Raw genomic sequence first — 25015 nt, 5'->3', positions numbered from 1 at the left:
GTTATTTATCTGCGTGGATAGGGATTTCTTTCTTGATGCTTTGCTCCAGCGAGATCAGGGTTTCGGTGGCAGTCACTCCCGGTATCTCCTGCATTTTGTTGTTTAGCAAGTCCATCAGGTGTTCGTTGTCGCGTGCATATACTTTGGTCAGCATGGTATATGGGCCGGTCGTGAAGTGACATTCTACGATTTCCGGAATATTTTGTAACTCGGCTACTACAGCTTTATACATAGAGCCTTTTTCCAGTTTGATACCAACATAAGTACAGGTACGATAGCCCAGAGATTTCGGGTTTACATGATAACCTGAGCCTACAATGACTCCCAGGTCAATCAGTCTCTGCACGCGTTGATGGATAGCCGCACGTGAAACGCCGCATTCTGCTGCCACATCTTTAAAAGGGATACGGGCGTTCTGAGAAATAATCTCCAGAATCTGCCTGTCAAGGTTGTCTATTTTTTCCATAATAATAAATGTAAATTCCAATTGTTATCAAATAGTAAGCAAATATAGAGATTTATTTTAATTTCTCTATATAAAAGTCAGAAAAAACAGAAAAATCGTATACTTTCTATTGTAATTATCCGGATGCAAAAAAAGAGAGGGTGTCCGAAAAGGGTACCCTCTAACTTTTTTCTTTTTTTGTGATTTATCCAACAACTTATAAAAATGCCCCTCATGAAACTCAATTTTCTCCCTTTATCAGTCTTATAATCCTTTCCATCCCTCCCTTTCTTAGCCTTTTTCTGCTTGCAGATCATTTTTCCGATGTTAAATGCAATAGCCAATATTCCAAAGTCCATGACAATCTTCTCCAAGCCTTTATGCCTGAACCTCTTGTACTCTTTATTCCATTTTATTTGCCCGAAGACCGCTTCCACCTCCACCGGTCTTTTGCTCCTATGTTCAAGCCCTTTTGATGAAGTGAGTTTCTCACGTGCCAGTTGCTTGTACCGCCTTAATTTATGATTCACCTTGATCTCCCTGTTTCCTCTCCCTTTGTGACATTTATTTTGTAGGGGACATCCCTGACAGTTCTTAGCACGGTAAACACTTATTTCACTTTCATATCCATTATCATTGACAGCCTTTATCGTGTAGGCAAATTTCATATACTGTCCCATCGGACATACAAAGTAATCTTCCGGTTCGTTATAATACAAATTATCTTGTTTGGAGATGTCACATTTCCATTTTTTTGTTTGTTCCATATGAAAATAATTATATTTCACATAAGCGCTTATACCGAAGCGTTCCATAAACTCATAATTTTCCTCACTTCCATATCCGGCATCCGCACAAACCTCTTTCATGAACCGGCAGTATCTCATCCGGCCATACAATAGAAATGAAATCAACGTCAACGTATCACCCGGATTGTGATAGAAAGCATAGTTTGTTATGAACTGGTTTTCCGTGGATATCTGTAGATTATATCCCGGTTTAAGCTGACCGTTCCTCATGTGGTCTTCTTTCATGCGCATAAAAGTCGCATCAGGATCTGTTTTGGAATAGCTGTTTCTTTCCCCCATTATTTCCAAGTGTTTCTCATATTCCTGCAGCTTAGGTAAGTACTCCTCATTAAGCTTTTTAATCTGACGAAGTTCACGTTTATTGCGGTTCTCCAGATTAATGGCATCTATTTTTTCTTTCAGAGCATGGCTGTCAATAGGAAGAGTTGATTCTCCAGGAGCGGTGTTGTCACCGAGAATACCCTCATCAATTTGAGAAAGTATACATTGAATCTTATTTTCCAGACGATCCTTATACTTTTCCACACTTTTGCGCCAGACGAAAGTATAACGGTTGGCTGCCGACTCCATCTTGGTCCCGTCGATATATTGTTTTTCCAGGCTGATATATCCCAACTCAACAAGCATGAGCACAATCTGAGTGAACAAACTGTGGATACAACTCTTCAAACGCTTGCTGCGGAAATCATTGATGGTACGGAAGTCGGGAGTGGACTTGCCCGAAAGCCACATGTAAAGGATGTTCTCCTGAAGTAGACGTGCTATCTTACGACAAGAGTACACATTGTTCAGGTAGGCGAAGAACAACACTTTCAAAAGCATGCGGGGATAATAAGCAGGACAACCACCACCCTTATAAGTAGATAACAACGGACTGATGTCAAGCTTATCAACAATCTGGTTGACAAGCCGGACCGGAGCATCCGAAGAAATATTTTCATCAAGACGGCAAGGAAATAAGGAATCCATACCTTGAGAATACTCCTTAAATTGTATATTTGCACTATCGATTAACATGCTCTAAGATAAACATTTTAGAGCAAATTAAAAAGTCCGAGCTTGGGAAAGTTCGGACTTTTACATAAAAAAAGAGGGTACCCTTTTCGGACACCCTCTCTCCTGTTTGTTTTTCAGCAAAGCCTGACTGCTTCTTATTTTTCTATACCCAGCAATTCGATTTCGAATACCAATGCTGAGAACGGTTTAATCTGTCCCATGTCTCTTGAGCCGTAAGCCAGTTCTTGCGGGATGTAAAGTTCCCATTTAGAACCTACAGGCATCATTTTCAGAGCTTCTGTCCAACCTTTGATAACTCCGCCTACGTTAGTCACGAACGGTTCGTTACGTGTGTAAGTGCTTTCGAACTCTGTTCCGTCAATCAGTTTGCCTCTGTAGTTTACTTTCACTTTACATGTATCGTTAGGAATTTCACCCTTACCTTCAGTGATCACTTTGTACTGTAATCCGCTTGCAGTGGTTTTTACTCCTTCTTTTGTTTTGTTTTCAGCAAGGAATTTCTCACCTGCAGCTTTGTTATCGGCATATTTTTTCTCGGCAGCTTTTCCTTTGATGCTTTCCATCATCTTTTGAATCAGCACCTGAGCTTCTTCCGGAGTGATTTTCATATCTTTGTTAAGTACACCTGCGAACACACCTGCAAGGATATCGCTCTTGTTGACAGTCATAGTCGAGTCGTCAGCGAACAGCTGATGATTCATACCTTTGATAGCCTGAGGACCAGCCATCTGTGATCCGATCTGCAGACCGAGCAGATAAGCCTGGTCTTTTTTGCTTGTTTTATTGGCAGCATCGTTTACGCCTTTCAGGAAGTCTGCAATGTATGCTGTATCCATCTCCATGCGCTGTGACAGATAGTCTTTCAGACCGTTAGTCTGGCTGATGCCGATAGCGTATGACAGTGAATCTACATCGGTTTTGAGAGTGGCTTTAGGAGCCTGAGCCGTACATGAAGCTAAGCCTGTTGCTATGGCTACAGCAGCTAAAATACTTACTTTTTTCATTTTGCTTTACGATTTTATTTTTATAATACTTCGATTAATTCTACTTCGAATACGAGTGTGCTGTGAGGAGGGATCATTTCTCCTGCTCCCTGTGCGCCGTAAGCCAATTCAGAAGGGATATAAAGTTTCCATTTTGAACCTTCCGGCATCAACTGCAAAGCCTCTACCCATCCCGGGATTACCTGATTTACACCAAAAACGGCAGGTTGTCCGCGTTTGATAGAACTGTCGAACAAAGTTCCGTCAATCAGTGTACCTTCATAGTGGCATTTCACCTGATCGGTAGCCTGGGCTTTCTTTCCTTTACCTTCAGTGATTACTTCGTATTGTAGTCCACTGGGCAGGGTAACAATATTCGGTCTTTTTTTGTTTTCTTCCAGGAATGCTTTTCCTTGTTCGATGTTAGCTGCATTCATTTTGGTTTCCAGCTCTTCGAAATATTTATTCACGATTTCGCGGGCTTCCTGATGGCTGATGGCTGTCTGGTTTCCTTCGAGCACATCTTTTATAGCTTGAGCAAAGTCATCTACTGCGATGCCTTTAGCACCCATTCCTAATAAATTCTGGCCGATTCCGAGGCCAATTGCATAACTAAATTTATCCATATATTTTTTTGTTGGAGACCGAATGTTCTATTTCACTTTCAGTCAGTTGCAAATTAACAAGCGGCAAAAGTAAGTGTTTTATTTGAATGATTTTACTTTTTGGTTTTAAAATTTCTTATTATCGGCTAACTTCGTAACCGGGATGGAAGATGTTTCTTGAAAGGATTGTTTGTATTATCCAATGCGATCCGGGTCAGGCGGTCATGGGAAAGGCATTGGGAAGAAGTGGAATGTTTGGTGGTTTCTTCGTTTATTCGGAGATTTTAGTTAAATTTGTGAGGCTCCATCTCCTGGCTTTTCTTGAAAACGGGCAGAGGGGGCTTTTCTTTAAAATAATAGTTGGTATGAAGAATCTGGTTGTATTGTCAGGCGCCGGTATGAGCGCCGAAAGTGGTATCAGTACCTTTCGTGACGCAGGAGGGTTGTGGGATCGTTATCCGGTGGAGCAGGTAGCTACCCCCGAGGGGTATGCGCGTAATCCCGAATTGGTGGTCCGTTTCTATAATGAACGACGTAAGCAGTTGCTGGAAGTAGTACCCAATCGGGGGCACGAATTGCTGACCGAACTGGAGAAAGATTTCCGTGTAACGATTGTAACGCAGAACATAGACAACCTACACGAACGGGCAGGCAGCAGCCACATCATCCATTTGCATGGTGAACTGACTAAGGTATGTTCAAGCCGGGATCCGAATAACCCCCACTACATTAAAGAGCTGAGGCCGGAGGAGTTTGAAGTAAAGATGGGTGATCTTGCCGGAGACGGTTCGCAGCTTCGTCCGTTTATAGTTTGGTTTGGTGAGTCGGTCCCGGAGATAGAGACAGCTATCAATTGGGTAGAAAAAGCCGATATCTTTGTGATTATCGGTACATCGATGAATGTATATCCTGCAGCGGGGTTGCTTAATTACGTACCTCGGAATGCAGAAGTATACCTTATCGATCCCAAACCGGTGGATGTGCATAGCTTCCGCCCGATACATGTCATTCAGAAAGGAGCGTCGGAAGGAGTGGCTGATTTGATGAAGAGACTTCTTACCACAAACCAGGCATGATATGCAAGGGTACTCAGTAAACCATAATATCGGGTCATGATGCGGAACCGTTCGAGAAGTGATTTCTTGCGGTTCTGCGTTGTCATCCCCTCTTCCAGATAATCAACCAGAGTGAGATGTGTGTTGTGTAAGGTGCGTGCCTTCTTCATGATACGTATGCACCAGTCAAAGTCTGCCGAGAAGCGATACTGTAAGTCATATGGTTCGACGAGTGTGTGGCGGGCAAAGAAAGCCTGATGGCATACGAGCATTCCCTGTTTGAAACTTTTCCAGGACAGGGTCTCCGGTGCCGATAACCTGCGCATGCGGAGGAAGTGTCTTTCTGTGTCTACCAAGGCGGTTTGCCCATACAGCACGTCGGGCAGTTCATTGGCATTAATGGAGTGAACCATCTTTTGCAGTGTATCGTCTTCATGGAAACTGTCCCCGGCATTCAGAAAACAAAGATAGTCTCCTGTTGCCAGGGCAATCCCTTTGTTCATTGCGTCATAAAGTCCTTTGTCCGGTTCACTCACCACTTGGCTGATCCGGTCCCGGTATCGGTTTACAATCGCCATAGTGCCGTCTTTCGATGCACCGTCGACGATGATATATTCCACATGATGATAGGTCTGTGAAATCACGCTCTGTATGGTATCCTCCAATACCTTTTCGGCATTGTAAGTCACCGTGATGACCGAGAATCTGGGGTTGAGGTGGCTATGCATATCTTCCTGTAATTTTGTTGTAGACATCGATGTATCTCTTGGCGATGATACTTTCCGAATAGTTGGCAATCGCTTTCCGGTTAGCTTGTTCCGAAAGGGAGGGATAGTCCGGATCGGTCAGTGCCCAGTAGATACCGTTGGCAAAATCTTCGGATGATTTGTATTGTGCTACATATCCGTTATGCAGATGATCTATCATTTCCGGGATGCCGCCTACGTTAAAGCCAATGCAAGGTACACCGCATGCCATAGCTTCCATGATGGTATTAGGCAGATTCTCTTCCAGTGAGGGGGTGACAAAGAGGTCGACTGCATTGTAGACATCCACCAGCTCGTGTTCGTTGCTTACATAGTTAAGCGGGTATACTTTGAAGGGAAGAAGTGATTTCAGTTGTTCCGATTGCTTGCCAAAGACAACGACACCAAGCGATTCTTTCAATTCTGGATGCCTATCTGCCAGTAACTTGCACGATTCAATCAGATAATCGATGCCTTTCCGCTTATCGGTAATTTTTGCCGAACCGAAAAGGATCAGTTTTCCATTTTGGGGTAGATGACATTTGCGGCGCGCTTCTTTTTTGTCTCTGGGTTTGAAAAGATTGGTATTTATGGGGTTAGGAATACTGATTACTGTCTCTCCTGCCAGCAAGGCACTCTTTTCGGCCTGTCCTTTCAGCCATTGGCTGCAAGTGATGAAAGTGATCGGGGCTTCTTTATAGAGTTGTTGCTTCTTATGAAAGATACGGTTTGACAAATCTTTCTTACTTCCTCCCCCGTATAGGTACGGGCAGTGATGGCATTCCTGATGATAGTTGGTACATTCGCGGGCGTGATGGCAAATGCCCGTGCAGGGCCACATGTCATGCATGGTCCATACGACCGGTTTACCGGATTTCAGTATCTTCCGGATATCGTTTAATGACAACATTCCCTGATTCACCCAATGCAGATGGATGACGTCTGCCTGCTGGAACTCGGGCAAGCTTGTAATATCCGTACCCGTATTGGCTATATCGACTGCGAAAAGATTATTTTTCTTGAAGCGGTTGGCTTTCCAGATGACGATACGTTCCCAAACGAACCTCCATACTTGCCACCAGTTGCGTTGCAGACCTACTACACTGATCTGGTCGGTTTGCTTGTCGCGCACCAGCATTTTGGCTTTGATACCGTTGTTTTTCAACGATTCCATCAGGCGGCTTGCCGCGACGGCTGCTCCACCCATACGTTCGGAAGTATTGATAATTAAAACTCTCATTCGATCGAAATGTTTTGGCAAAAGTAGTGGTTTTCGGTGAGAAACCGTACAAAGTCACATATTATTTGTACTTTTGCGGCACTTATAGATAAGGAGATATACGTATGAAAAAGGTTGTTTTTTTAGGATTAGGCTATATTGGACTTCCTACGGCTGCCGTGGCTGCCGGTCATGGTTATGAGGTTGTAGGTGTGGACGTTAATCCTTCGGTTGTAGAAACCATCAATCAGGGTAAGATACATATTGTGGAGCCGGAACTGGACCAAATTGTCAAAAAGGTAGTGCGGATAGGAAACCTTCGTGCGGTTTCAAAGCCCGAGCAGGCAGACGCCTTCTTTGTGGTAGTGCCTACTCCTTTCAAGCAAAACCACCGTGCAGACATCACCTATGTGGAATCGGCTACCCGTTCCGTAATTCCTTATCTGCGGGAAGGCAATTTGTTCGTGATAGAATCCACCTCACCGGTATTTACTACCGAACGCATGGCCGAAGTCATTTATAAGGAGCGTCCCGAACTCAAAGATAAGATATACATAGCTTATTGTCCCGAACGTGTGTTGCCCGGCAATACACTTTATGAACTGGTTCATAACGACCGGGTTATCGGTGGTATCAATCCCGAATCGACAGCAAAGGCCATTGAGTTTTATTCTGCCTTTGTACAGGGTAAACTGCATCCTACCAATGCCCGGACAGCAGAAATGTGTAAACTCACCGAGAATTCCTCGCGCGACTCACAGATTGCTTTTGCCAACGAATTGTCTATGATTTGCGACAAGGCAGGTATCAACGTATGGGAACTGATTGATTTAGCGAATAAGCATCCGCGTGTAAATATCCTCCAACCCGGTTGCGGAGTTGGCGGGCATTGTATAGCGGTTGACCCCTGGTTTATTGTTTCGGACTATCCCGAACAGGCACAGATCATCAAACGTGCCCGTGAAACGAATGATTATAAAGCCGATTGGTGTGCCAACAAAGTAATGGAAGCCTGCCAGCAGTTTGTGGAGAAGAATGACCGGGAACCGGTAGTAGCCTGCATGGGGCTTGCCTTCAAACCCAATATCGATGATTTGCGTGAGTCCCCTGCCAAATATATCGCTTCCCGTATCGTATCCGAGTCGCGTGCTGAAGTATTGATTGTTGAACCTAATGTCGCTTCACACGCCAGCTTTCATTTGACAGATTATCGGGAGGCTTACAAAAAAGCCGATATTGTTGTATGGCTCGTGCGCCACACTCCGTTTGTAGAATTACCCCGCGAAGAGGGAAAACTGGAACTGGATTTTTGCGGAGTCAGAAAATAGAAATTGTCTAATCTCAATCGTAATCGTTCAATGAAAAAGATATTACTTGTTTTCGGTACCCGTCCCGAAGCCATTAAAATGGCTCCGTTGGTAAAGGCTTTGCAAAAAGATACGGAACACTTTGATACGAAAGTGTGTGTGACGGCGCAACATCGCCAAATGTTAGACCAGGTGCTCGAGGTATTCGACATCATTCCTGATTACGATTTGAACATCATGGCACCCAATCAGGATTTATATGATATTACGACTAAAGTGTTGTTGGGGTTGCGTGATGTACTGAAAGACTTCTGTCCCGACACGGTATTGGTGCATGGAGATACCACAACATCCATGGCTGCTTCGTTGGCTGCGTTCTATCAACAGATTGCCGTGGGACATGTTGAAGCCGGTTTGCGTACCTACGATATGCTCTCTCCCTGGCCGGAGGAGATGAACCGTCAGGTGACGGATCGTATTTGCACTTACTATTTCGCTCCTACCGGGAAGTCGAAACAGAATTTGTTGCAGGAAAATATTGATGAAAAAAAAATCTTTGTTACGGGCAATACGGTGATCGATGCTTTGCTGATGGCGGTCGATATCATTTCGGAGAAACCGGGAGTCAAAGAAAGACTGCATGAAGAACTTCGCGACAAAGGTTACGAAGTAGGTAGACGCGAATATATTCTGGTTACCGGGCACCGCCGCGAGAACTTCGGAGAGGGATTCTTGCATATCTGTAAAGCAATTAAAGAACTGGCTGCACTGCATCCCGATATGGATATTGTATATCCGGTACACCTGAATCCGAATGTTCAAAAACCTGTATACGAGCTTCTGTCCGGGGTGGATAATGTGTATCTTATTTCACCGCTCGATTATCTGCCGTTTATTTTCGCAATGCAACATTCTACTTTGTTGCTGACTGACAGTGGCGGGGTACAGGAAGAAGCTCCTTCGCTCGGCAAGCCGGTGTTGGTAATGCGGAATACTACCGAACGGCCGGAAGCAGTAGAAGCCGGGACGGTGAAACTGGTGGGAACGAATGCTGAGGCCATTGTCGGTAATGTGACCGAATTGCTTCACAATAAAGAATTATACAGGCGTATGTCCGAAACACATAACCCTTATGGTGACGGGCATGCGTGCGAACGTATCATAGCGGCACTGATCCGTTAGATTCTTTTGCCGGAGTGAGATGGGGAGCTATTCCCCTTTCAGTTCGGTACTGTTATCCTTATAAGCGGCAAACCCTTTGATTCTGACCCGTTCTTTCTTTTCCATATCGGGCATTCCGTTGCCCAATTGTTTCAGGTTTTCCTTAATGGTATTGTGAGTTGTGAAGAAACTGTCCAGCAAATCGGTGAAACTTTTCTCCGGTTCCTCTTCTTCCGGTGCAAAAAGCATGTGGCATTTGCTGTGGATACCCAGTGTTTTCTCATCTTCGTCCAGTGCATAGACAGTGGTCACTAATGAATTCATATTGACCGCATTGATAATCTCTTTGAGATAAGGCAACGCTTGATTATCGATGCTGATAGAGGCCCACCAGGGGTTCCATACAATGATCAGCCGAAGTCCGTCCTCGGCTGCAACAAGAAAGTCGTCTCCCTGATACTTAAAGCTGATGTGGTTTTCTTCGTTCACTTCCGGTTGGCAACCAAGCTGTTGAAGGATACTCATAACCAGTGCGGAGGTGGTCATTTCCTCTGTTTCCTCTTCTGTTTCGGAAGAGGCTGTGTCCCCCGAGGGTTTTGCAAGCTTGTTCCTCTCGTGCAGGATACGTGATATAAGGAATACAATCGGCCATAGAGCCAATGCGATGACTGCGATAAGGATGGTAAGATCGGTCATAGTAGTAGAGCTATTAAATGATTATTGTTTGCCTAAAGATAATCATTCTTTTTTATCGTACTCCATTTTTACTGCATAAAAGTTCGGAAAGCTTGCAAATAACGTTCGCTTACCGTTTCAATGTTGATTTTCTCGCGGATGATTCGTTCCGATTCACGTCCCATCTCGGTACAACGTCCGGGAGAGGCGAACAGTTCGTTAAGTTTGTCGCTCAGACTGCCGGCATCACCTTCCCTGAAGAAGAGTCCGTTCACTCCGTCCGTTACCAGATCACGTTCAGTGCTGTCGCATACCGAGCAGACTACAGGTAATCCGTAAGTCATAGCATCATTGATGGATAGACCTCCCATGCCTGCCAGTACATAGACTGTTGATTCGTTCATATAAGCTCCCAATTCTTTGGGGTTATATACTGCACCGATGAAACGAATCCGATCCGTCAGGTTCCGTTCGGCTGCTTGCTTCTTCAAGTTATCCAGTTCCGGTCCGTCACCTACTATGACCAGTTCTGCGTCCGGATGATTAGCGATAACCTTGGGAAATGCGTCGATCAGCAGATCTACTCTTTTCCATTTCACCAACCGGCCGATGTGCAAGGCACGTTTGGCGGAGTGGGGAAGAAGCGGAGCCGAGGCGAGAACAGCTTCTTTTTCCTTCAGCAACGATTCTGTGTCTGTAGAGTTGTAAGTAACATGTATCTGTTCCCGCTTCACACCATACGAAGGGAGGATATCGTATGCGGCCGTTGAGTAATTCAGTGTTCCAGTGGCACGTGCGTAGCAATATTTGCGTATTTTGGCCGTGAGCCATTGTTTAAGGTAAAAGCCGGTTCCGGTACTCACCAGCCTCATATTTTCGTCGTACATCGGGTTTTTCCGGAAATACTCTTTAATTTTTCCATAGGGAGGGGTTTGGAAAGGAATCTCGCGAATCACCAACCGTGTCCGGCACTCCTTCATAGCTTTTCTCAATCCGGGTTGGAAGAATACTTGCAGGAAGTAGGGCCATCCCATTACTAAAATGTCCGGTCGTTCTTCACGCACTATTTCCGGTAAGGCAGGGTAAGCGCTTTTTCCGTAAAATGCTTTCTTTTCGGTACTGGTGAGATGCCTGTATGTACCTCCTTCTACCATTTTTACCCCTTTGCCGATGGTGGCATTTCCTTTTTGTGGAGTAACGACTGTGACTTCCACTCCCTTTTCGTGGAGCTTGTTGAGCATGGCGTTCAGGTAATGGGGCATTCCGCCGAATGTATAGAGAACTTTCATAACTATATTATTTTCAGAAGTAAATTTTGGAATTCTTTGCCGAATTCGTTCCAACTGTGTGTGTCGAGGAAGCGATTGTAATCGGCTATGTTTACCGCCTTGTTTGCTTTGTTGACAAGGTTCGGTATGTCTTCAAACGTATGAAAAGTATATACGTTCAGTAAAGGATCGGCTGCATAGTCCTTGAAAGAGCCTACATCCGGCCCGATTACTTGAGCTCCGAATGAAAGAGAATCCATCAGTATTCCCGAACTCAGGATTGATTCGGCAGCATAGGGTATCAGTACGAAGCGTGATTTGCGTATCTCTTGTTTTAATTCGTCAAAAGGGATACTCCGGTCCTCAATACTGATCCTGTCGTTACCTTCTGTCCGCAACTCTTCCAGCAGTTCCGTAGAGCTGCATTTGCCGATAATTTTAGTCTTGAGCTTTAGTGAATGTCGCGTGGCGAAGCGCACGAATTCCGGCACTCCTTTGTATCGGGAGATATTACCCCAGATCAACAGGTCGGTTTCTGCCGGTTGAGGCATATATTCTTCTATCCGGTTCTTTGTGGGGTGATGTAAGAATATCGTTCTGGGAACAGCTTTCGGGTATTGATCCTGAACAACTTTTATACCTTCTGTGGCGTGGGTCACTATCAAATCCGCTTTGCGGAGAAGGAGGCGTATCAATAGCTTTTTCGACCATCGGTGCTTCATTATGTGAGGCTGCTTGTTGTGCAGGAACCATATCACTTTTTTGTTGTGCAGTTTGATTTTGAAAAGGAGCCAGATCGCAGCGAGGGTTTGTAATACTCCATATTTATAATCCGGCACATTCTCCAGCCAGTGAAAAATATAAGCGTCACTGTCCGTTTTCTGCGGGATAAGGCTGAACAGTGGATTCTTATGCGGAGGATTGGCTATTATCATTCCGTTTTGTTCCAATGTTTGGATAAAGTCGCTGATATACGGGTTAACCCGTATATCGCCCTTACTGGTAGAATGAGGATAGATCGTTACTTTCATGGTGTTCTTCTGTTAAATTAATCCGTGTCTGCGGAAAGTGTCCATCCATAGCGGGCCTACATGCTCGATGTCGTACCTGCTTTTACGGGTTTGTGCTTTATGGGCTATCCGGCAGCGAAGTGTGTCATCTCCGGCTAAACGAAGAATAGTTGCCGCATATTGCTCATAATTGTTGTCAGGGATAATAAATCCGTCTACTCCGTCATCTATCATATCGTAGATTGCATTGAAAGAGTCGAATCCGATGGGAATTACCCCTAATGACATCGCTTCCGTAAATACGGTGGGCAATCCTTCTATGACAGAAGTCAGACAGATGATCCGTGCACGGTCGATATAGGGAATAGACATTTGATGACCTGTCAGTCGGACACGTTTCAATTCTTTTTCCCTGATGATCTGCCGGCATGTGTCGAATCGCGGTCCGTCTCCTACGAGTGTAAGTTTCCAGTCCGGCAGTTTATCCTGAATCATTTCCCATATTTTCAATAATCTGGGTAATGCCTTTTCGGTTGCCATTCTGCCCACAAAGATAATTTCTTTATCCTTCTGTTCTATTGGGATGACGCTATGTACAGGTTGTATGGCATTGGGAATGGCAGATAGCCTCCGGGCATCTTTTTTACCGATAAGTTTTCTGAACTCGGGGATATAGGCAGGCGAAAGTAGCACTACTTCATCAAGCGTGTCGTAGGCTGAACGGTTCTGGTGGCTGACCACTCTTTTTAACAAGTTGATATAAAGTTGTGGCAACATCCATTGAAAGAATTGTTTTGCCCCGCGTACATCCTTAAAACGGAGTGTAGACAATTCGTATTGTTTCAACTGCGTCGTGTGGCTGGGGCAGTTGTGAATCATCGTGAATATTTTTATACCGGGATTTCTTTTCCTGATTTCAAGGTAATATCTGCGTGTGTCTCCGGTGATGACATGTGAGTAGTCAAGAATTACATTTATTTTCTTATCGGCAATAAATTCACAGATTGCCTCGATGTTCCGGGGAGTGTAGAACTGAGGATAATGATCGGGTAGCAAGAGCCCGTTCTCAAATTCACTGTCAGCCAGTTCCAGGTACGAAAAGTAAAGTTTGCTATCTACCCCGTGTGCAGTCAGCCATTCGGTCAGTTGCGCATAGAACCAATAAAAACTATTGGCACGGTGAGGAAATGCTTTGGTTTGTTGAATCAGGATATTCATAGCTTATTTCTGAAGTTTTTTCCGGATAAACTGTACACTTTCAAAGAAAATCACCGATTTGCCGATCCACATGATGAATACATAAAGGCTCACGGCTATTGTTATCTTGAGTATCAGCAACACATAAAGGTTGTGGAAGCCGAGTGTTAAGAAATGGCTGGCGCCTATGACTGCTATGGAAATCAGTAGGTACGGGGTGATATCTTTCAGGGCCTCCCACAGGGTAATGTGTATCTGCTTGTTTACGAAGTAATGCCATATCAACAGCCAGCCGATGTTGATAACCGTATAAATCGCGACCATGACGAGTATGCCTTGTGAGATCGTACAAAGAAGTATTGTGAGTTGAACCAGGCTCTGTGCAATGGTATTCCACATAAACAGATTCGATTTTCCTTTACTGATCAGCAGATTGGAGTACATATAAGTAATGGGGACAAATGCTCCCCAGATGCAAAGAATCTGCATGATGGGTACACATGCCTGCCATTTGGCGGTGACGGCAATTACGATGAACTCGTTGGCTATCAATGCCAGTCCGAACATGGAGGGAAACGATACGAAGGCTGTAAAACGCAGCATCTTCCGAAATATATTTTTCTGTCGCATGGCGTTGGAAGCGGTTTCGACCAGGACAGGCTGAGACACCCCGTTGATCATGTTGCTGATCAGTGAGAATCCCATATTGGTCCATTTGTTGGCTTGCGTATAATATCCTACATCTTGACTAGTATAAAAACGTCCCAGAAGAACAGAGAATATATTATCATTGATGTAATGGAATACATTGGTGATAAGTAGCTTACTACTGAACGGAAGCATCTCTCTGATGGGTTTGAAATTAAATGAAAAAGTGGGACGCCATTGAGAGAAGTGCCACAGCAACGCATTGGCGATGGAAATATAAGTGATCTGCTGTACGGCCAGGCCCCAGAAAGCCATTCCGTTGTATGCCATTACGATTCCTATGGTCCCCGAACAAAGTAGTGCGATAATCGTAGCTTTCGCTTTCTCTTTTACCATTAGTTTTTTAAACAACACCGCATTGTGGGCGGTCCCGCAACTGGAGATCAGAAAGCCTAAGAAGAGGAAACGGGATAAGGGAACGAGCTGCGGAGTCTTATAAAAATCCGCTATAAGAGGGGCACAGAAAAAGAGCAGCAGATAAAGCGATGCCCCCATCAGAAAACTGAACCAGAACACCGCATTGTAATCTTCATGACGGAACACTTGCTTATTGGCGAGAGCGGCAGTAAAACCACTTTCCTGTATGGAATTGGCTATAGCGGTAAATATGGCCAGCATGCCTATCATACCGTAGTCCGTTGCATCCAGCATACGAAGGAGGATGATTCCGAACAGAAGGTTCAGTAATTGCTGGATGCCATTGCTGAATCCTCCCCAGAATAATCCTTTGGCTGTTTTCTCTTTTAGCGATTGCTCTGTCATATTAAAGCAGATTCCTCCTTTTCGTTCTTAAAACGTTAGTACGGTTGAATAAAAAAACAGAGGGTGCACCCGGAGCCCCATTCAATAGAGCCCTGAGTACACCCTTTATTTTATTACTTATTTCACTTCACTTCCGGGTTTCACTTCCCGTCCGGGCATTACGACAGCCAGGCTGCCGTCATTGTTTTCGGCACTCAGGATCATACCTTCGCTGACGATGCCTTTCAGTTTACGTGGAGCCAGATTGGCGATGAAGCAGACCTGCTTGCCTACCAGCTCTTCCGGTTTGTAGTGTTGTGCGATACCGCTGACGATGGTACGTGTCTCCAGTCCGTCGTCTATCTTGAACTGTAACAGTTTGTCGGCCTTAGGCACTTTCTGACATTCGAGAACGGTGCCTACACGGATATCGAGTTTCATGAAGTCGTCAAACTCGATATTGGCGCGGATCGGTTTGGCTTTGTAGTTTGCCTCTTCGTTTGCCTTCTTCGTATCGAGCAGCTTCTGTACTTGTGCCTCAATAGTGGCATCTTCTATCTTTTCGAACAGCAGTTCCGGCTTGTTCAGTTGATGTCCGGCAGGAAGCAGGTCGTTCCGTCCCAATTCTGCCCAGTCGAAGCTATCCATATTCAGCATCCGGCGTAAGCGTTCCGAACTGAACGGAAGGAACGGTTCGAAAGCAATGGCCAGGTTGGCTACCAGTTGCAGAGAGATATTCAGGATAGTGCCTACACGTTCCATGTCAGTTTTTGCCAGCTTCCAGGGTTCTGTGTCAGCCAGATATTTATTACCGATACGGGCCAGGTTCATCGCCTCTTTCTGCGCGTCGCGGAATTTGAATACATCGAGTAGTTTTTCAACTTCAGCTTTAACGTCGGAGAACTCTTTCAGCGTCTCTTTATCATAATCAGTAAGTTCACCCGCAGCAGGTACTTTACCTTCGAAGTATTTCTGTGTCAATACCATCGCACGGTTCACGAAGTTCCCGTAAACGGCTACCAATTCGTTATTATTGCGTGCCTGGAAGTCTTTCCAGGTGAAATCGTTATCCTTGGTTTCGGGTGCATTGGCTGTCAATACATAACGCAATACATCCTGTTTTCCGGGGAAGTCTTCCAGGTATTCGTGCAGCCACACTGCCCAGTTACGCGAGGTCGATATCTTGTCTCCTTCCAGGTTCAGGAATTCGTTGCTCGGTACGTTATCCGGTAGAATATAGCTGCCTTCAGCCTTCAGCATGGCAGGGAATACGATGCAGTGGAATACGATGTTATCTTTTCCGATAAAATGAACCAGGCGGGTTTCAGGATCTTTCCACCAGGTCTCCCATGAATCGGGAAGCAGCTCTTTCGTATTTGAGATGTAACCGATCGGGGCATCGAACCATACATAGAGGACTTTACCTTCGGCTCCCTCTACCGGCACAGGAATACCCCAGTCCAGATCACGGCTGACTGCACGTGGCTGCAAACCCATGTCGAGCCAGCTTTTGCACTGTCCGTATACATTCGGACGCCATTCTTTGTGATCTTCCAATATCCACTGGCGCAGCCATGTTTCATGTTTGTCAAGTGGCAGATACCAGTGTTTGGTTTCTTTCATGATCGGCTTGCTTCCGCTGATGGCACTTTTCGGGTTAATCAAATCGGTAGGTGAAAGTGAAGTTCCACACTTTTCACATTGGTCGCCATAAGCACCTTCCGAGTGGCAATGCGGACATTCTCCGGTGATATAACGGTCGGCCAGGAACTGGTGTGCCTCTTCGTCATAATATTGTTCTGAAGTTTTTTCGATGAACTCACCCTTTTCATACAAGGTCTTGAAAAAGTCGGAAGCCAGTTCGTGGTGTGTTTTGGACGATGTACGGCTGTATACGTCAAACGAGATACCGAATTCTTCGAATGATTTCTTAATCAGGAAGTGATAGCGGTCTACCACATCCTGCGGAGTGATACCTTCCTTTTTGGCACGGATGGTGATGGGTACCCCATGTTCGTCGGAACCTCCGATGAAAAGTACATCTTCTTTTTTCAGTCGCAGATAGCGGACATAGATGTCTGCCGGTACATATACACCGGCCAAATGGCCGATATGGACGGGACCGTTCGCATACGGCAGTGCCGATGTGACGGTAGTTCTTTTAAAGTTCTTTTCCATTGATATATTGCGTGTATTTATTGTTATCTACTTGGGAACGTGCAAAGATAACGACTTTCTGATGAATTCTTTATAAATAAGGTGGATGATTTGAATAATACCCCCACACTCTTCGTTGAATTCAATGCAGAGTATGGGGCTGTTATATGAAGAGGAAAAGCTCTTAGGGAAGCTGATCCAGTAGTTCTTTGATGTTGTATCGTATTAATCTATCTTCTGTCGTTTTGGCATAGATGAATCCGAACTTTTTGTCGATGGAAAATATAGAGATAAGTTGATCTAATTCTATTTTATATAAATAATTCCCTTCCCAATCAAATATATCGATCCTCGATTTCAGGTTGTCTGGGTCGTTGTTATCTCTGGCAAGCAGCCATATATCTTGATTGTCGCATTGAATGTCTGTATAATGTTCCCGGGGTTCGTTTATTGTTTTTTTCCAGTTAGGTTCTGCGCCTTCCGTATATATTTGTTTGGTTTTTCCGGTTGGAATATCGACAATGGATAACATACCAAAAGCTCTGTAGATCGTTGCCAGTTTTTGGCAGTCGTTCCTTAAAACCGGATATTTATCAAAAAGTATATGGTCTATTGCAGGATCTTTCATGATTTCAGGGAAATTGGTCGTGTAAAAACTGTGTAATATGCTGTCCTGCCGGTAATCATATACTTCGAAGAAGTCATTGACCGTATCTTTCGGATGCATGATGAAGCTTCTGTTAATCAGAAAGACGGAATCTCCTAACAGGTAAGATGTACCTGCTTTGATAAAACTCTTTCTGCCCTTCGGAGCGTCGTACTTGAATTTCTCGTCATAGATGGTTTCATTCGCCGCCAACGATTTGTTGATATTCAGGCGGGCAGTGAATGTTTGGTAAGAATGCATGGTAATCTGTACCTGCCCGTCTTTTTTTCTCCATTGTGATATGCCACTGGGGCCGGCTATTTCGTTCGGTCCTCCTCCTATTTTTTGGCATGATCCTAAAAATCGCAATTGGGGCAGGCTGTATGCATGAATAATGTTTTCTTCTCCATTTTTACCCAGAATCAAGAAGGTATCTGCCACAAGAATATCCGCAATGCCCATTGGGTCAATAATGGCGGGCTCGTGGGTTAAAGTGAGTGTTGGAGGGGTGTTTTGTGGAATAAGTTTTGTAATTGGAGGCTCTGTCGCTACATTCGATCGACATGCTCCTAAACAGAGGGCTAAACTAATGCATCCGGTGGATAATTGTTTGATTTTCATTTCTTTTAAGTATTAGTGTAGGCATTGTAAGCATTTACCTTTAATATATCCGAAGATCGGCTTGTAATACACTATTTTGCCGCATTCTCTGATACCTCCGCTTTGGCTCTCTAAGCATTCATGATGTGGGACGTTATCCCACTCCCAAGTAAATTTGCGGTAACACTCCACTTCAAGCCATTCATTGCAAGGAATTTCTGCTTGAGCAAGAGCTTCGATATTCTGTAATTTGATGTCTGAATCAATTGGTTTACTTTGATTCCATCCATAATAGGATAGTCCAATAAAAGCTATCACAATGATAGTTCCTACGATTTTCTTTTTCATAATGTTTGTTGATTTTAAAAGGTTATTGTTTACAAATATAGTTTATATTTGTTACTTATTGAAGAAAGCAGTGTTAATATATCACAATCGTTCATTGGAAATTCACTGTATTGGCTATGCTCTTTCATACTCCGCCTTCCTCTCATACAAAAAACGCGTTTCGATCTTCCATCTTCCACCTGCTGTTTTAAGGGATGTTTCAGAAGTAACAATTTGGAAAACAAACAGATATATCCAATCTCTTATCCGTTTATCTCTCTAAAAGCATTTCATTTCCCTTACTATCTTTAGCACAAATGGTCGGATCTTTATTTCAGCCCGGCCATGCGGGCTGGGATAAAGAGCTGTATTATAAATAGCACACTGTTCTTTTCAAAACGTTAAAGAACCGGAAGTAAACTTGTTTTTGTCGGTAGTCGGAGTTTATCTTAGCTGCCGAGATGTGCATCTTGCGTGCTAAGATGTAGATCTTGCGTGCCAAGATGTGTATCTTCAACGCTAAGATGAAGAAAAACGTGTGGAGGAATCTACATCACATCCGGTAATCACACAATTATCGGAATGATAAAGGACACAGAGTAATATAGAGTAGATTTTATGTTGTTGATTATTAACGAAAAAGCTCTGTGCTACTCTGTGTTACTCTGTGGTGAAAAGTGGCTTATGGTGTGGATGGAATCAATTTATTGTGGTAATCGGCTTAAGAGTTCTTGGGTATTGTATCGGATCAATTCATCATCTGTCGTTACGGCATACATGTATCCGTGCTTGTTGTCGAGCGCAAACATCAGAATGGGTTGATCCAGATTTATTTTGTGTAAATAGTTTCCATCCCAATCATATACTTCGAGCTTGGAATAAAGATGTGATGGATCTGTATGATCCGTTGTCATCGCCCAAATATATTTTTCGTCGCATTGAAGCTTTGAATAGTGTTCTTTTGGAGTTCCTATCGCTTTTTCCCAATTGGGCTTTTCACCACCTGTGTACAAAATCTTCACTTTTCCCGTTGGGATGTCAACGATATTTATAATGTTAAATAGTCGATATGCTATGGCAAGTTTCCGACAATCGCTTCTGATGGCTTGTCTTGTACTCCAGAATGCGGAACCACCATTGATGTTTTTTACGATATCCGGAAAATCGGAGGCATAAAAACTCCGCACTATTTTATCTTGTCGGTAATCATAAACTTCGAACAGGTCATTGGCTTCTTCTTCTGCGGAGCGCATGCCTGGATTTTCGTTCAGTAACAAGATAGAGTCTCCCAATAAATAGGTGATAGATGAGCGCCGGAAACTTTCCTGTCCTACCGGTTTCTGGTAAGTATATTTTTCATCGTACACAGTTTGGCGCTCTGCCAGTGATTGGGTCAGGTTCAGTAGGGCTGTAAACTTTTGATAGGAACGCATGACTGTGCAGATCTCACCTTTCTTTTTAAAAGATTGTGTGAAAGGAGCAGGATATACAATTTCGTTGGGGCCTCCTCCCATTTTCTGGCATGCACCTGCAAATCGGAGTGTAGGGAGGCTATATACATTGAGTATATCTTCTTTGTCCGGTTGAAGAATCATTAAAAAAGTATCTGCAACAGCTATATCTCCTATTCCTATTTCATTGATTGCCGTTAGTGAATCGTGGGTTAGAGATAATTCCGGGACAGAATTGGTGATGACGATTTCTGTCACGTCCTTTTTTGAGGATGACTGACTGCAAGATAAAAAGATGAAGCATATAATGCCCCAATATATAATGCTTGTTTTCATAAGAATCACTTTAATTGCGTTTGATGCATCTTAAACATTCTCCTTCAACGGCTACGATGTAAGGCTCGTAATTGGAGATATTTCCGCATTCTCTGACTCCTCCCATTGTGCTTTCTTCGCAGGTGTTATATGGTCTTGCAGATAGTTGATGTGAGAATGCGGACTCTGGATAGCAATGTTGTTTCGCCCACTCTACGCAATTGCCTTCTTCACCGGCAGCTATTGCTTCCAGGTTTTGTAACTGCACATTGGTTAAAACCGGTTGCTTATGATTCCATGCGTACAATGCTGTGCATGCTATAATTATAGTTACTACAGCTTTGGATGAAGTTTGTTTCATACTATTTTTATTAAAGGTTATTATTTGCAAATATAGTTTATATTTGCTTCTTTTTTATGAAAAAACTGTGTTAATATGCGTGTTTATTAAAAATTTTATATGTTTTGGACTTGTGTCGCTGTTTTTTTGTATATTTAGCCTCAGACTTCGTGGTTTGTGTAAAATGTTTGTTGCTTATGAGGACTATATTTATTTTTGTATATATCCTGCTTTTTGCATCTTGCCAGAATTCTGATAAATCTCGGATTGCTCATATGATTGATGAGTGGGATGGAAAGGAAATTATTTATCCTGATGATCTGGTATTTACTACTATGGGAGAAGATACGGCAAAATGGTTTCTTAAAGATAGCCGGTATACGATAGTGACTTATGCTGATTCTATTGGTTGTATGGGGTGTAAACTTAAGTTGCCCGCTTGGAAAGACTTTATTTCTTACCTTGATTCTGTGTCGGATCATGCGGTAAAAGTTATATTTATTCTCCATCCTCGAGATGAAAAAGAGATGGCGCATCTTATAAAATATAATAATTTTTTGTATCCGGTGTGTCTTGATACAAATGACTCTTTTAATAAAATAAATAAAATCCCATCCAATTTGGCTTTTCAAACTTTTCTACTTGATAATAAAAATAAAGTGATTGCTATCGGAAACCCGATTCATAATCCTAATGTGAGGACCCTGTATTTAAACTTGATTTTATCTGCTGGTATATGCGAAAGTCGAAACTTGATTCAGACGAAAATAAGCCTGCCCGAAACGATTGATATGGGGGCATTTGATTGGAGTGAAGAAAAAGAAGCAACGTTGATTATAAGAAATATTGGTGCGGTCTCCTTAGCCGTTGAAAATATCGTTACTTCTTGTGGCTGTACTTCGGTAGAATATAGCCGGAAGCCTGTTTCTGTGAAAGATAGCTTGGTGATTAAAGTAAAGTATAAAGCTGAATCTCCGGGGTATTTTAATAAAGATATTGCTATTTATTGTAATGTTCCGTCATCTCCTGTCCATGTGAAATTATCGGGGAAAGCCCAATAACTCTAAAGGAAAATCCTGGCTATGTAATGTGTTTAGTATAAGAATAGTAGTTGGTATTATATGTTCTTTACCTCGTCCCGCGTACCCGGGCCCATCAGCCCGCGTACCTGGGCCGGTGAGCCCGCATATCCGGGCCCATGAGCCCGGGTATGCGGGACGAGATAGAGAACAGACCATTTCCGCTAAAGATAGCAAAGAAGATGAAATGCTTTCAAAGACATAAATGGATAAGAAAACAATCTTATCTTGTTGCCTTTCAGACTCCTATTCCCGATATTCCTTTTAAAACGGAGGGTGGAAGATGGAAGATAGGGGTGGAAGATAAATGGCTCTAAAAACAGCATCTTCCATCAGATATGTTTCTGCAAATCAGTTGTTTGTGTCTTCTAAGGTGGAAGATGGAAGATCGAAATGCGTTTTTTGTAGGAGAGCACAAAAACGATGATGCCAGTTTTTCTGCCAGGATAAAAAAGGCTGTATTTTCTCCGGATAATTGCAAAAAACGATATATCTTTGGAAGAGATCATTTTATTAACCTTAAAAGACTAAAAGCTGACTCCTGATGAAGCATTTTACCGGCATATTATTTTTACTTTTTCTCTGTTTCTCTTGCACTGCGGTACATGATGCGCCATTGGAGCAGGCTCTCACATTGGCGGGAGACAATCGGAAGGAACTTCAACAAGTATTAGGGCATTACGAAGACGATTCGTTGAAACATAAAGCTGCCTGCTTTTTGATCGAAAATATGATTGGTAAAGGGACCATCCGTTATTTGCTTCAAGAAAGTGATAGCTGTTATATACGGCAAGAGCCTGAACCGGACTTAACGTGTATTACTGCCGACTATTTGATAGAAAACATTGATTTAGCTTTTGAGGTCTGGCAAAAATATTCTTGGTGCAAACAATTGTCTTTTGGAGAGTTTTGCCGGAATATATTGCCTTATCGGTTAAAACAGGAGCCTTTGGACCGGTGGCGTTCTTACTACTATATGCGTTATAAGACGACGGCCGACTCGTTGGCACGGGCAGGAGCTACCATGCAGGAGGTCGTTTTCTTCTTTAACTCACAACATGGAAAGAAATATCTTCATGATGCTGCCAAAATACCGGGGGACTTCTCTATCGAGTTGATAGAGAAGCTGGGCGGAGGTACCTGTGATCATCTGGCATTGAATGCGGTTCAATTGATGCGCGCTGTCGGTATCCCGCTGAATCTGGATATTCTTCCATACCACGGTAAGGTAAACGGAGGACATGCTTACAACAGTTTTACCGATGAAGACGGAAAATTTTTCTACTTTTCTCCTTATGAGCGTGAACCGGAGCGGAATCGATGGATTGCTCCTTTGGTGCAGCGTGTTTGTTATGAACGCCAACCAGAGCCGGAAATAGAGCGCAACCGTTGGAATGCGCAATTGGTCAATCGCTTACTGAAGGGGGTGACTGCCCAGTATTATTTGTCCGACAGTGTCCGGTTACCTGTGCATACATCGGATACGGTGGCTTATATCGCTACTTTTAATCGTGGAACTTTCAAGGTAGTGTCGCAGGGAAGAGTGAAAGATAACAGTGTATTGCACCGCGTGTTGCCTTACGGATTACTTTATTTTCAGGTGGCGGATAAGGAGGGAAAGTTGTTTCCGATAGGTGATCCGTTTGTGATGACCCCGGATAGCATTCACTTCATTACTCCGACTCGGCAGCCTACTTTGTTGGATGGTATTCTTACTTATGATGTAAAGCGGGTTTTGAAGTTGGGTGACGAACCTTATACGCTGCTTTATTGGAAAGATGGCTGGCAACCACTAAAAGAAGTAACCTCTAAAGATTCTCGTACACTGGATTTTGGAGAGGTACCTGTCCGCTCACTGTTTCTGGTATACGGCGATACATATATGGGACATATGCAGCGTCCTTTCTTATTGGAGGGTGGCAAGCCGGTGTACTATTGACAGATGAGACCGGATAATCAACGATAAAATAGGTGGAAATACCACGTCTTGTCATCTTTTCCTTTTGCCAGGTTGTGTTTTTTAGGAAGTGAAATTATGTTGTTGAACACTTCCGGGAAATAAAAAAACAATTTTATTCAAAAGCTTGAATTAATTATCTACATTTACGACCACATGAAATAAATAATACGTTGTATCTATAAAAACCATAGGCAAAAGGTATTTGAAGAGATATACGTAAATACACAACGGCAAATCGGTAAATATCCTATCTTGTAGTATACAGATGTGCCTTATTTAGAATTTTAAATGAATTAAAGAATGGGAGATTTTGTTTTTAGTATAAAACATCTGTGTACTTGTACCGGAATGTCAAAAGTCAGAACCCTGACAATTATGGGGGCACTGTTTCTCACCTTTTCTTGTACGCAAAACAAATCTGTACAAGACCCTATACAAAGTGTTACGTTTACCGTGAATGGAGAAGATTTTGAGATGATCCAAATACAAGGCGGTACATTTATGATGGGATGTACAGATGAACAAGGGTGTGATTGTGAGGACAATGAAAAGCCTGCGCATAAAGAAACTGTATCTACTTTTTACATGGGTAAATATGAGGTCACACAAAAATTGTGGAAAGCCGTGATGGGAAGTGATTCTAATCCGTCTGCAAATACCGGCTGTGATGATTGCCCGGTAGAAAATGTAAGCTGGAATGAAGCCCACGAGTTTTTAAGTAAGCTAAATGCTCTTACTGGTAAAACTTTCCGCCTTCCAACAGAAACAGAATGGGAGTATGCAGCACGTGGCGGGAAGCGAAGTGAAGGATATAAGTACAGTGGAAGTAATAACATAGATGAGGTGGCGTGGTATGTTAAGAATTATCAAGAGGGTGGAACTGGAGAAATGAAAACCACACATCCGGTAGGGCTCAAAAAGCCCAATGAGTTGGGATTGTATGACATGAGTGGAAATGTGTGGGAATGGTGCGAGGATACGTACACTAAAGAATATTATCACGATGGCAAATCAGTCAGTCCGGAATGGCCGTTAAAAGGAGCTACTCTTTTCTTTAGGCGTGTATTGCGGGGAGGTAGTTGGGGAGGTACTTCCCTGGGATGTCGAGTGTCATATATTGATTATGATATAGGAAACTATAATGATGAATATGGAGGCTTCCGGTACGCTTTAGATTCAAACCAAGAGTAAACT

The 25015-nt window shown here is 43.4% G+C and carries 22 protein-coding genes; 6 read left to right on the top strand and 16 right to left on the bottom strand.

Annotation, left to right across the window (positions count from 1 at the left end; translation table 11 throughout):
• Position 1: 1 nt before the first annotated feature.
• The 4 genes from DBK98_RS03420 to DBK98_RS03405 all read right to left on the bottom strand — a co-directional run bounded on the left by DBK98_RS03420 (position 2) and on the right by DBK98_RS03405 (position 3880).
• On the bottom strand, positions 2 to 466 hold the full coding sequence (locus DBK98_RS03420; protein WP_032529828.1) for an Lrp/AsnC family transcriptional regulator: 465 nt from the start codon (positions 464 to 466) through the stop codon (positions 2 to 4).
• Between the two features lie 77 nt (positions 467 to 543).
• Positions 544 to 2271, bottom strand: a complete 1728-nt coding sequence (locus DBK98_RS03415; RefSeq protein ID WP_033572508.1) for an IS1182 family transposase — start codon at positions 2269 to 2271, stop codon at positions 544 to 546.
• 134 nt (positions 2272 to 2405) lie between these two features.
• Entirely contained in the window at positions 2406 to 3275 is an 870-nt protein-coding gene (locus DBK98_RS03410) for an FKBP-type peptidyl-prolyl cis-trans isomerase (protein WP_005781660.1), read from the bottom strand.
• A 20-nt stretch (positions 3276 to 3295) separates the two neighbouring features.
• Positions 3296 to 3880, bottom strand: coding sequence for an FKBP-type peptidyl-prolyl cis-trans isomerase (locus DBK98_RS03405; RefSeq protein ID WP_005781661.1), 585 nt, complete (start codon positions 3878 to 3880; stop codon positions 3296 to 3298).
• Between the two features lie 344 nt (positions 3881 to 4224).
• Between DBK98_RS03405 and DBK98_RS03400 the strand changes: the two genes are divergently transcribed.
• Positions 4225 to 4935, top strand: a complete 711-nt coding sequence (locus DBK98_RS03400) for an NAD-dependent deacylase (protein WP_032536911.1) — start codon at positions 4225 to 4227, stop codon at positions 4933 to 4935.
• Here DBK98_RS03400 and DBK98_RS03395 read toward each other — a convergent pair.
• Positions 4869 to 5642 carry a glycosyltransferase family 2 protein gene (locus tag DBK98_RS03395; RefSeq protein WP_032536893.1) on the bottom strand — a complete coding sequence of 258 codons (774 nt, stop codon included), beginning with the start codon at positions 5640 to 5642 and terminating at the stop codon, positions 4869 to 4871. The two genes, DBK98_RS03400 and DBK98_RS03395, sit on opposite strands and share 67 nt — an antisense overlap.
• Positions 5635 to 6900: a glycosyltransferase family 4 protein gene (locus DBK98_RS03390; protein ID WP_005781668.1), complete on the bottom strand. Its 1266-nt coding sequence runs from the start codon at positions 6898 to 6900 to the stop codon at positions 5635 to 5637. The genes DBK98_RS03395 and DBK98_RS03390 overlap by 8 nt, the downstream gene beginning before the upstream one ends.
• Positions 6901 to 7004: 104 nt before the next feature.
• On the opposite strand from DBK98_RS03390, the gene wecC reads away from it, so the two are divergent.
• Complete coding sequence (gene wecC / locus DBK98_RS03385) at positions 7005 to 8207, top strand: UDP-N-acetyl-D-mannosamine dehydrogenase (protein WP_032536894.1); 1203 nt, start codon at positions 7005 to 7007, stop codon at positions 8205 to 8207.
• A gap of 30 nt (positions 8208 to 8237) precedes the next feature.
• Entirely contained in the window at positions 8238 to 9368 is a 1131-nt protein-coding gene (gene wecB, locus DBK98_RS03380) for a non-hydrolyzing UDP-N-acetylglucosamine 2-epimerase (protein WP_005811822.1), read from the top strand.
• Between the two features lie 27 nt (positions 9369 to 9395).
• Here the strand turns inward: wecB and DBK98_RS03375 are convergent, their stop codons facing one another.
• The 10 genes from DBK98_RS03375 to DBK98_RS03330 form a co-directional block, all read right to left on the bottom strand.
• Positions 9396 to 10043, bottom strand: coding sequence for a hypothetical protein (locus DBK98_RS03375; RefSeq protein WP_005781676.1), 648 nt, complete (start codon positions 10041 to 10043; stop codon positions 9396 to 9398).
• 68 nt (positions 10044 to 10111) lie between these two features.
• A complete protein-coding gene (locus DBK98_RS03370) occupies positions 10112 to 11311 on the bottom strand; it encodes a glycosyltransferase family 4 protein (RefSeq protein ID WP_005811820.1) in 1200 nt (399 codons plus the stop codon).
• A gap of 2 nt (positions 11312 to 11313) precedes the next feature.
• Positions 11314 to 12321, bottom strand: coding sequence for a glycosyltransferase (locus DBK98_RS03365; protein ID WP_005811818.1), 1008 nt, complete (start codon positions 12319 to 12321; stop codon positions 11314 to 11316).
• Between the two features lie 12 nt (positions 12322 to 12333).
• Positions 12334 to 13518, bottom strand: a complete 1185-nt coding sequence (locus tag DBK98_RS03360; RefSeq protein ID WP_005811816.1) for a glycosyltransferase — start codon at positions 13516 to 13518, stop codon at positions 12334 to 12336.
• A gap of 3 nt (positions 13519 to 13521) precedes the next feature.
• Positions 13522 to 14967, bottom strand: a complete 1446-nt coding sequence (locus DBK98_RS03355; RefSeq protein ID WP_032536895.1) for a lipopolysaccharide biosynthesis protein — start codon at positions 14965 to 14967, stop codon at positions 13522 to 13524.
• Positions 14968 to 15084: 117 nt separating this feature from the next.
• On the bottom strand, positions 15085 to 17124 hold the full coding sequence (metG, locus tag DBK98_RS03350; RefSeq protein ID WP_032536896.1) for a methionine--tRNA ligase: 2040 nt from the start codon (positions 17122 to 17124) through the stop codon (positions 15085 to 15087).
• Positions 17125 to 17287: 163 nt separating this feature from the next.
• On the bottom strand, positions 17288 to 18370 hold the full coding sequence (locus tag DBK98_RS03345) for a BF3164 family lipoprotein (protein ID WP_032536897.1): 1083 nt from the start codon (positions 18368 to 18370) through the stop codon (positions 17288 to 17290).
• A gap of 12 nt (positions 18371 to 18382) precedes the next feature.
• Positions 18383 to 18697, bottom strand: coding sequence for an NVEALA domain-containing protein (locus tag DBK98_RS03340; RefSeq protein WP_005803867.1), 315 nt, complete (start codon positions 18695 to 18697; stop codon positions 18383 to 18385).
• A 683-nt stretch (positions 18698 to 19380) separates the two neighbouring features.
• Entirely contained in the window at positions 19381 to 20463 is a 1083-nt protein-coding gene (locus tag DBK98_RS03335) for a hypothetical protein (RefSeq protein ID WP_032536898.1), read from the bottom strand.
• A gap of 10 nt (positions 20464 to 20473) precedes the next feature.
• Entirely contained in the window at positions 20474 to 20803 is a 330-nt protein-coding gene (locus tag DBK98_RS03330) for an NVEALA domain-containing protein (RefSeq protein ID WP_234072700.1), read from the bottom strand.
• Between the two features lie 104 nt (positions 20804 to 20907).
• On the opposite strand from DBK98_RS03330, the gene DBK98_RS03325 reads away from it, so the two are divergent.
• From DBK98_RS03325 to DBK98_RS03315, 3 genes are all read left to right on the top strand, one after another.
• The gene (locus DBK98_RS03325; RefSeq protein WP_032536900.1) at positions 20908 to 21843 is read left to right on the top strand and encodes a DUF1573 domain-containing protein; all 936 of its coding nucleotides are present in this window, start codon (positions 20908 to 20910) and stop codon (positions 21841 to 21843) included.
• A gap of 562 nt (positions 21844 to 22405) precedes the next feature.
• Positions 22406 to 23800 carry a hypothetical protein gene (locus tag DBK98_RS03320; RefSeq protein ID WP_005811802.1) on the top strand — a complete coding sequence of 465 codons (1395 nt, stop codon included), beginning with the start codon at positions 22406 to 22408 and terminating at the stop codon, positions 23798 to 23800.
• Positions 23801 to 24121: 321 nt separating this feature from the next.
• The gene (locus DBK98_RS03315; RefSeq protein WP_005822420.1) at positions 24122 to 25012 is read left to right on the top strand and encodes a formylglycine-generating enzyme family protein; all 891 of its coding nucleotides are present in this window, start codon (positions 24122 to 24124) and stop codon (positions 25010 to 25012) included.
• The last annotated feature ends 3 nt before the right edge of the window (positions 25013 to 25015 follow it).

This window comes from Bacteroides sp. PHL 2737 (genome assembly GCF_004115325.2).
Classification (GTDB): Bacteria; Bacteroidota; Bacteroidia; order Bacteroidales; family Bacteroidaceae; genus Bacteroides; species Bacteroides hominis.
This window is presented reverse-complemented; position numbering and strand designations above follow the sequence as displayed.

Coding starts and splice junctions, on each gene's coding strand:
- DBK98_RS03415 (WP_033572508.1), bottom strand. CDS start 2,271: ATGTTAATCGATAGTGCAAATATACAATTTAAGGAGTATTCTCAAGGT.
- DBK98_RS03400 (WP_032536911.1), top strand. CDS start 4,225: ATGAAGAATCTGGTTGTATTGTCAGGCGCCGGTATGAGCGCCGAAAGT.
- metG (WP_032536896.1), bottom strand. CDS start 17,124: ATGGAAAAGAACTTTAAAAGAACTACCGTCACATCGGCACTGCCGTAT.
- DBK98_RS03390 (WP_005781668.1), bottom strand. CDS start 6,900: ATGAGAGTTTTAATTATCAATACTTCCGAACGTATGGGTGGAGCAGCC.
- DBK98_RS03375 (WP_005781676.1), bottom strand. CDS start 10,043: ATGACCGATCTTACCATCCTTATCGCAGTCATCGCATTGGCTCTATGG.
- DBK98_RS03340 (WP_005803867.1), bottom strand. CDS start 18,697: ATGAAAAAGAAAATCGTAGGAACTATCATTGTGATAGCTTTTATTGGA.
- DBK98_RS03420 (WP_032529828.1), bottom strand. CDS start 466: ATGGAAAAAATAGACAACCTTGACAGGCAGATTCTGGAGATTATTTCT.
- DBK98_RS03345 (WP_032536897.1), bottom strand. CDS start 18,370: ATGAAAATCAAACAATTATCCACCGGATGCATTAGTTTAGCCCTCTGT.
- DBK98_RS03360 (WP_005811816.1), bottom strand. CDS start 13,518: ATGAATATCCTGATTCAACAAACCAAAGCATTTCCTCACCGTGCCAAT.
- DBK98_RS03315 (WP_005822420.1), top strand. CDS start 24,122: ATGGGAGATTTTGTTTTTAGTATAAAACATCTGTGTACTTGTACCGGA.
- DBK98_RS03405 (WP_005781661.1), bottom strand. CDS start 3,880: ATGGATAAATTTAGTTATGCAATTGGCCTCGGAATCGGCCAGAATTTA.
- DBK98_RS03365 (WP_005811818.1), bottom strand. CDS start 12,321: ATGAAAGTAACGATCTATCCTCATTCTACCAGTAAGGGCGATATACGG.
- wecB (WP_005811822.1), top strand. CDS start 8,238: ATGAAAAAGATATTACTTGTTTTCGGTACCCGTCCCGAAGCCATTAAA.
- DBK98_RS03410 (WP_005781660.1), bottom strand. CDS start 3,275: ATGAAAAAAGTAAGTATTTTAGCTGCTGTAGCCATAGCAACAGGCTTA.
- DBK98_RS03395 (WP_032536893.1), bottom strand. CDS start 5,642: ATGCATAGCCACCTCAACCCCAGATTCTCGGTCATCACGGTGACTTAC.
- DBK98_RS03320 (WP_005811802.1), top strand. CDS start 22,406: ATGAAGCATTTTACCGGCATATTATTTTTACTTTTTCTCTGTTTCTCT.
- DBK98_RS03330 (WP_234072700.1), bottom strand. CDS start 20,803: ATGAAACAAACTTCATCCAAAGCTGTAGTAACTATAATTATAGCATGC.
- DBK98_RS03335 (WP_032536898.1), bottom strand. CDS start 20,463: ATGAAAACAAGCATTATATATTGGGGCATTATATGCTTCATCTTTTTA.
- wecC (WP_032536894.1), top strand. CDS start 7,005: ATGAAAAAGGTTGTTTTTTTAGGATTAGGCTATATTGGACTTCCTACG.
- DBK98_RS03355 (WP_032536895.1), bottom strand. CDS start 14,967: ATGACAGAGCAATCGCTAAAAGAGAAAACAGCCAAAGGATTATTCTGG.
- DBK98_RS03370 (WP_005811820.1), bottom strand. CDS start 11,311: ATGAAAGTTCTCTATACATTCGGCGGAATGCCCCATTACCTGAACGCC.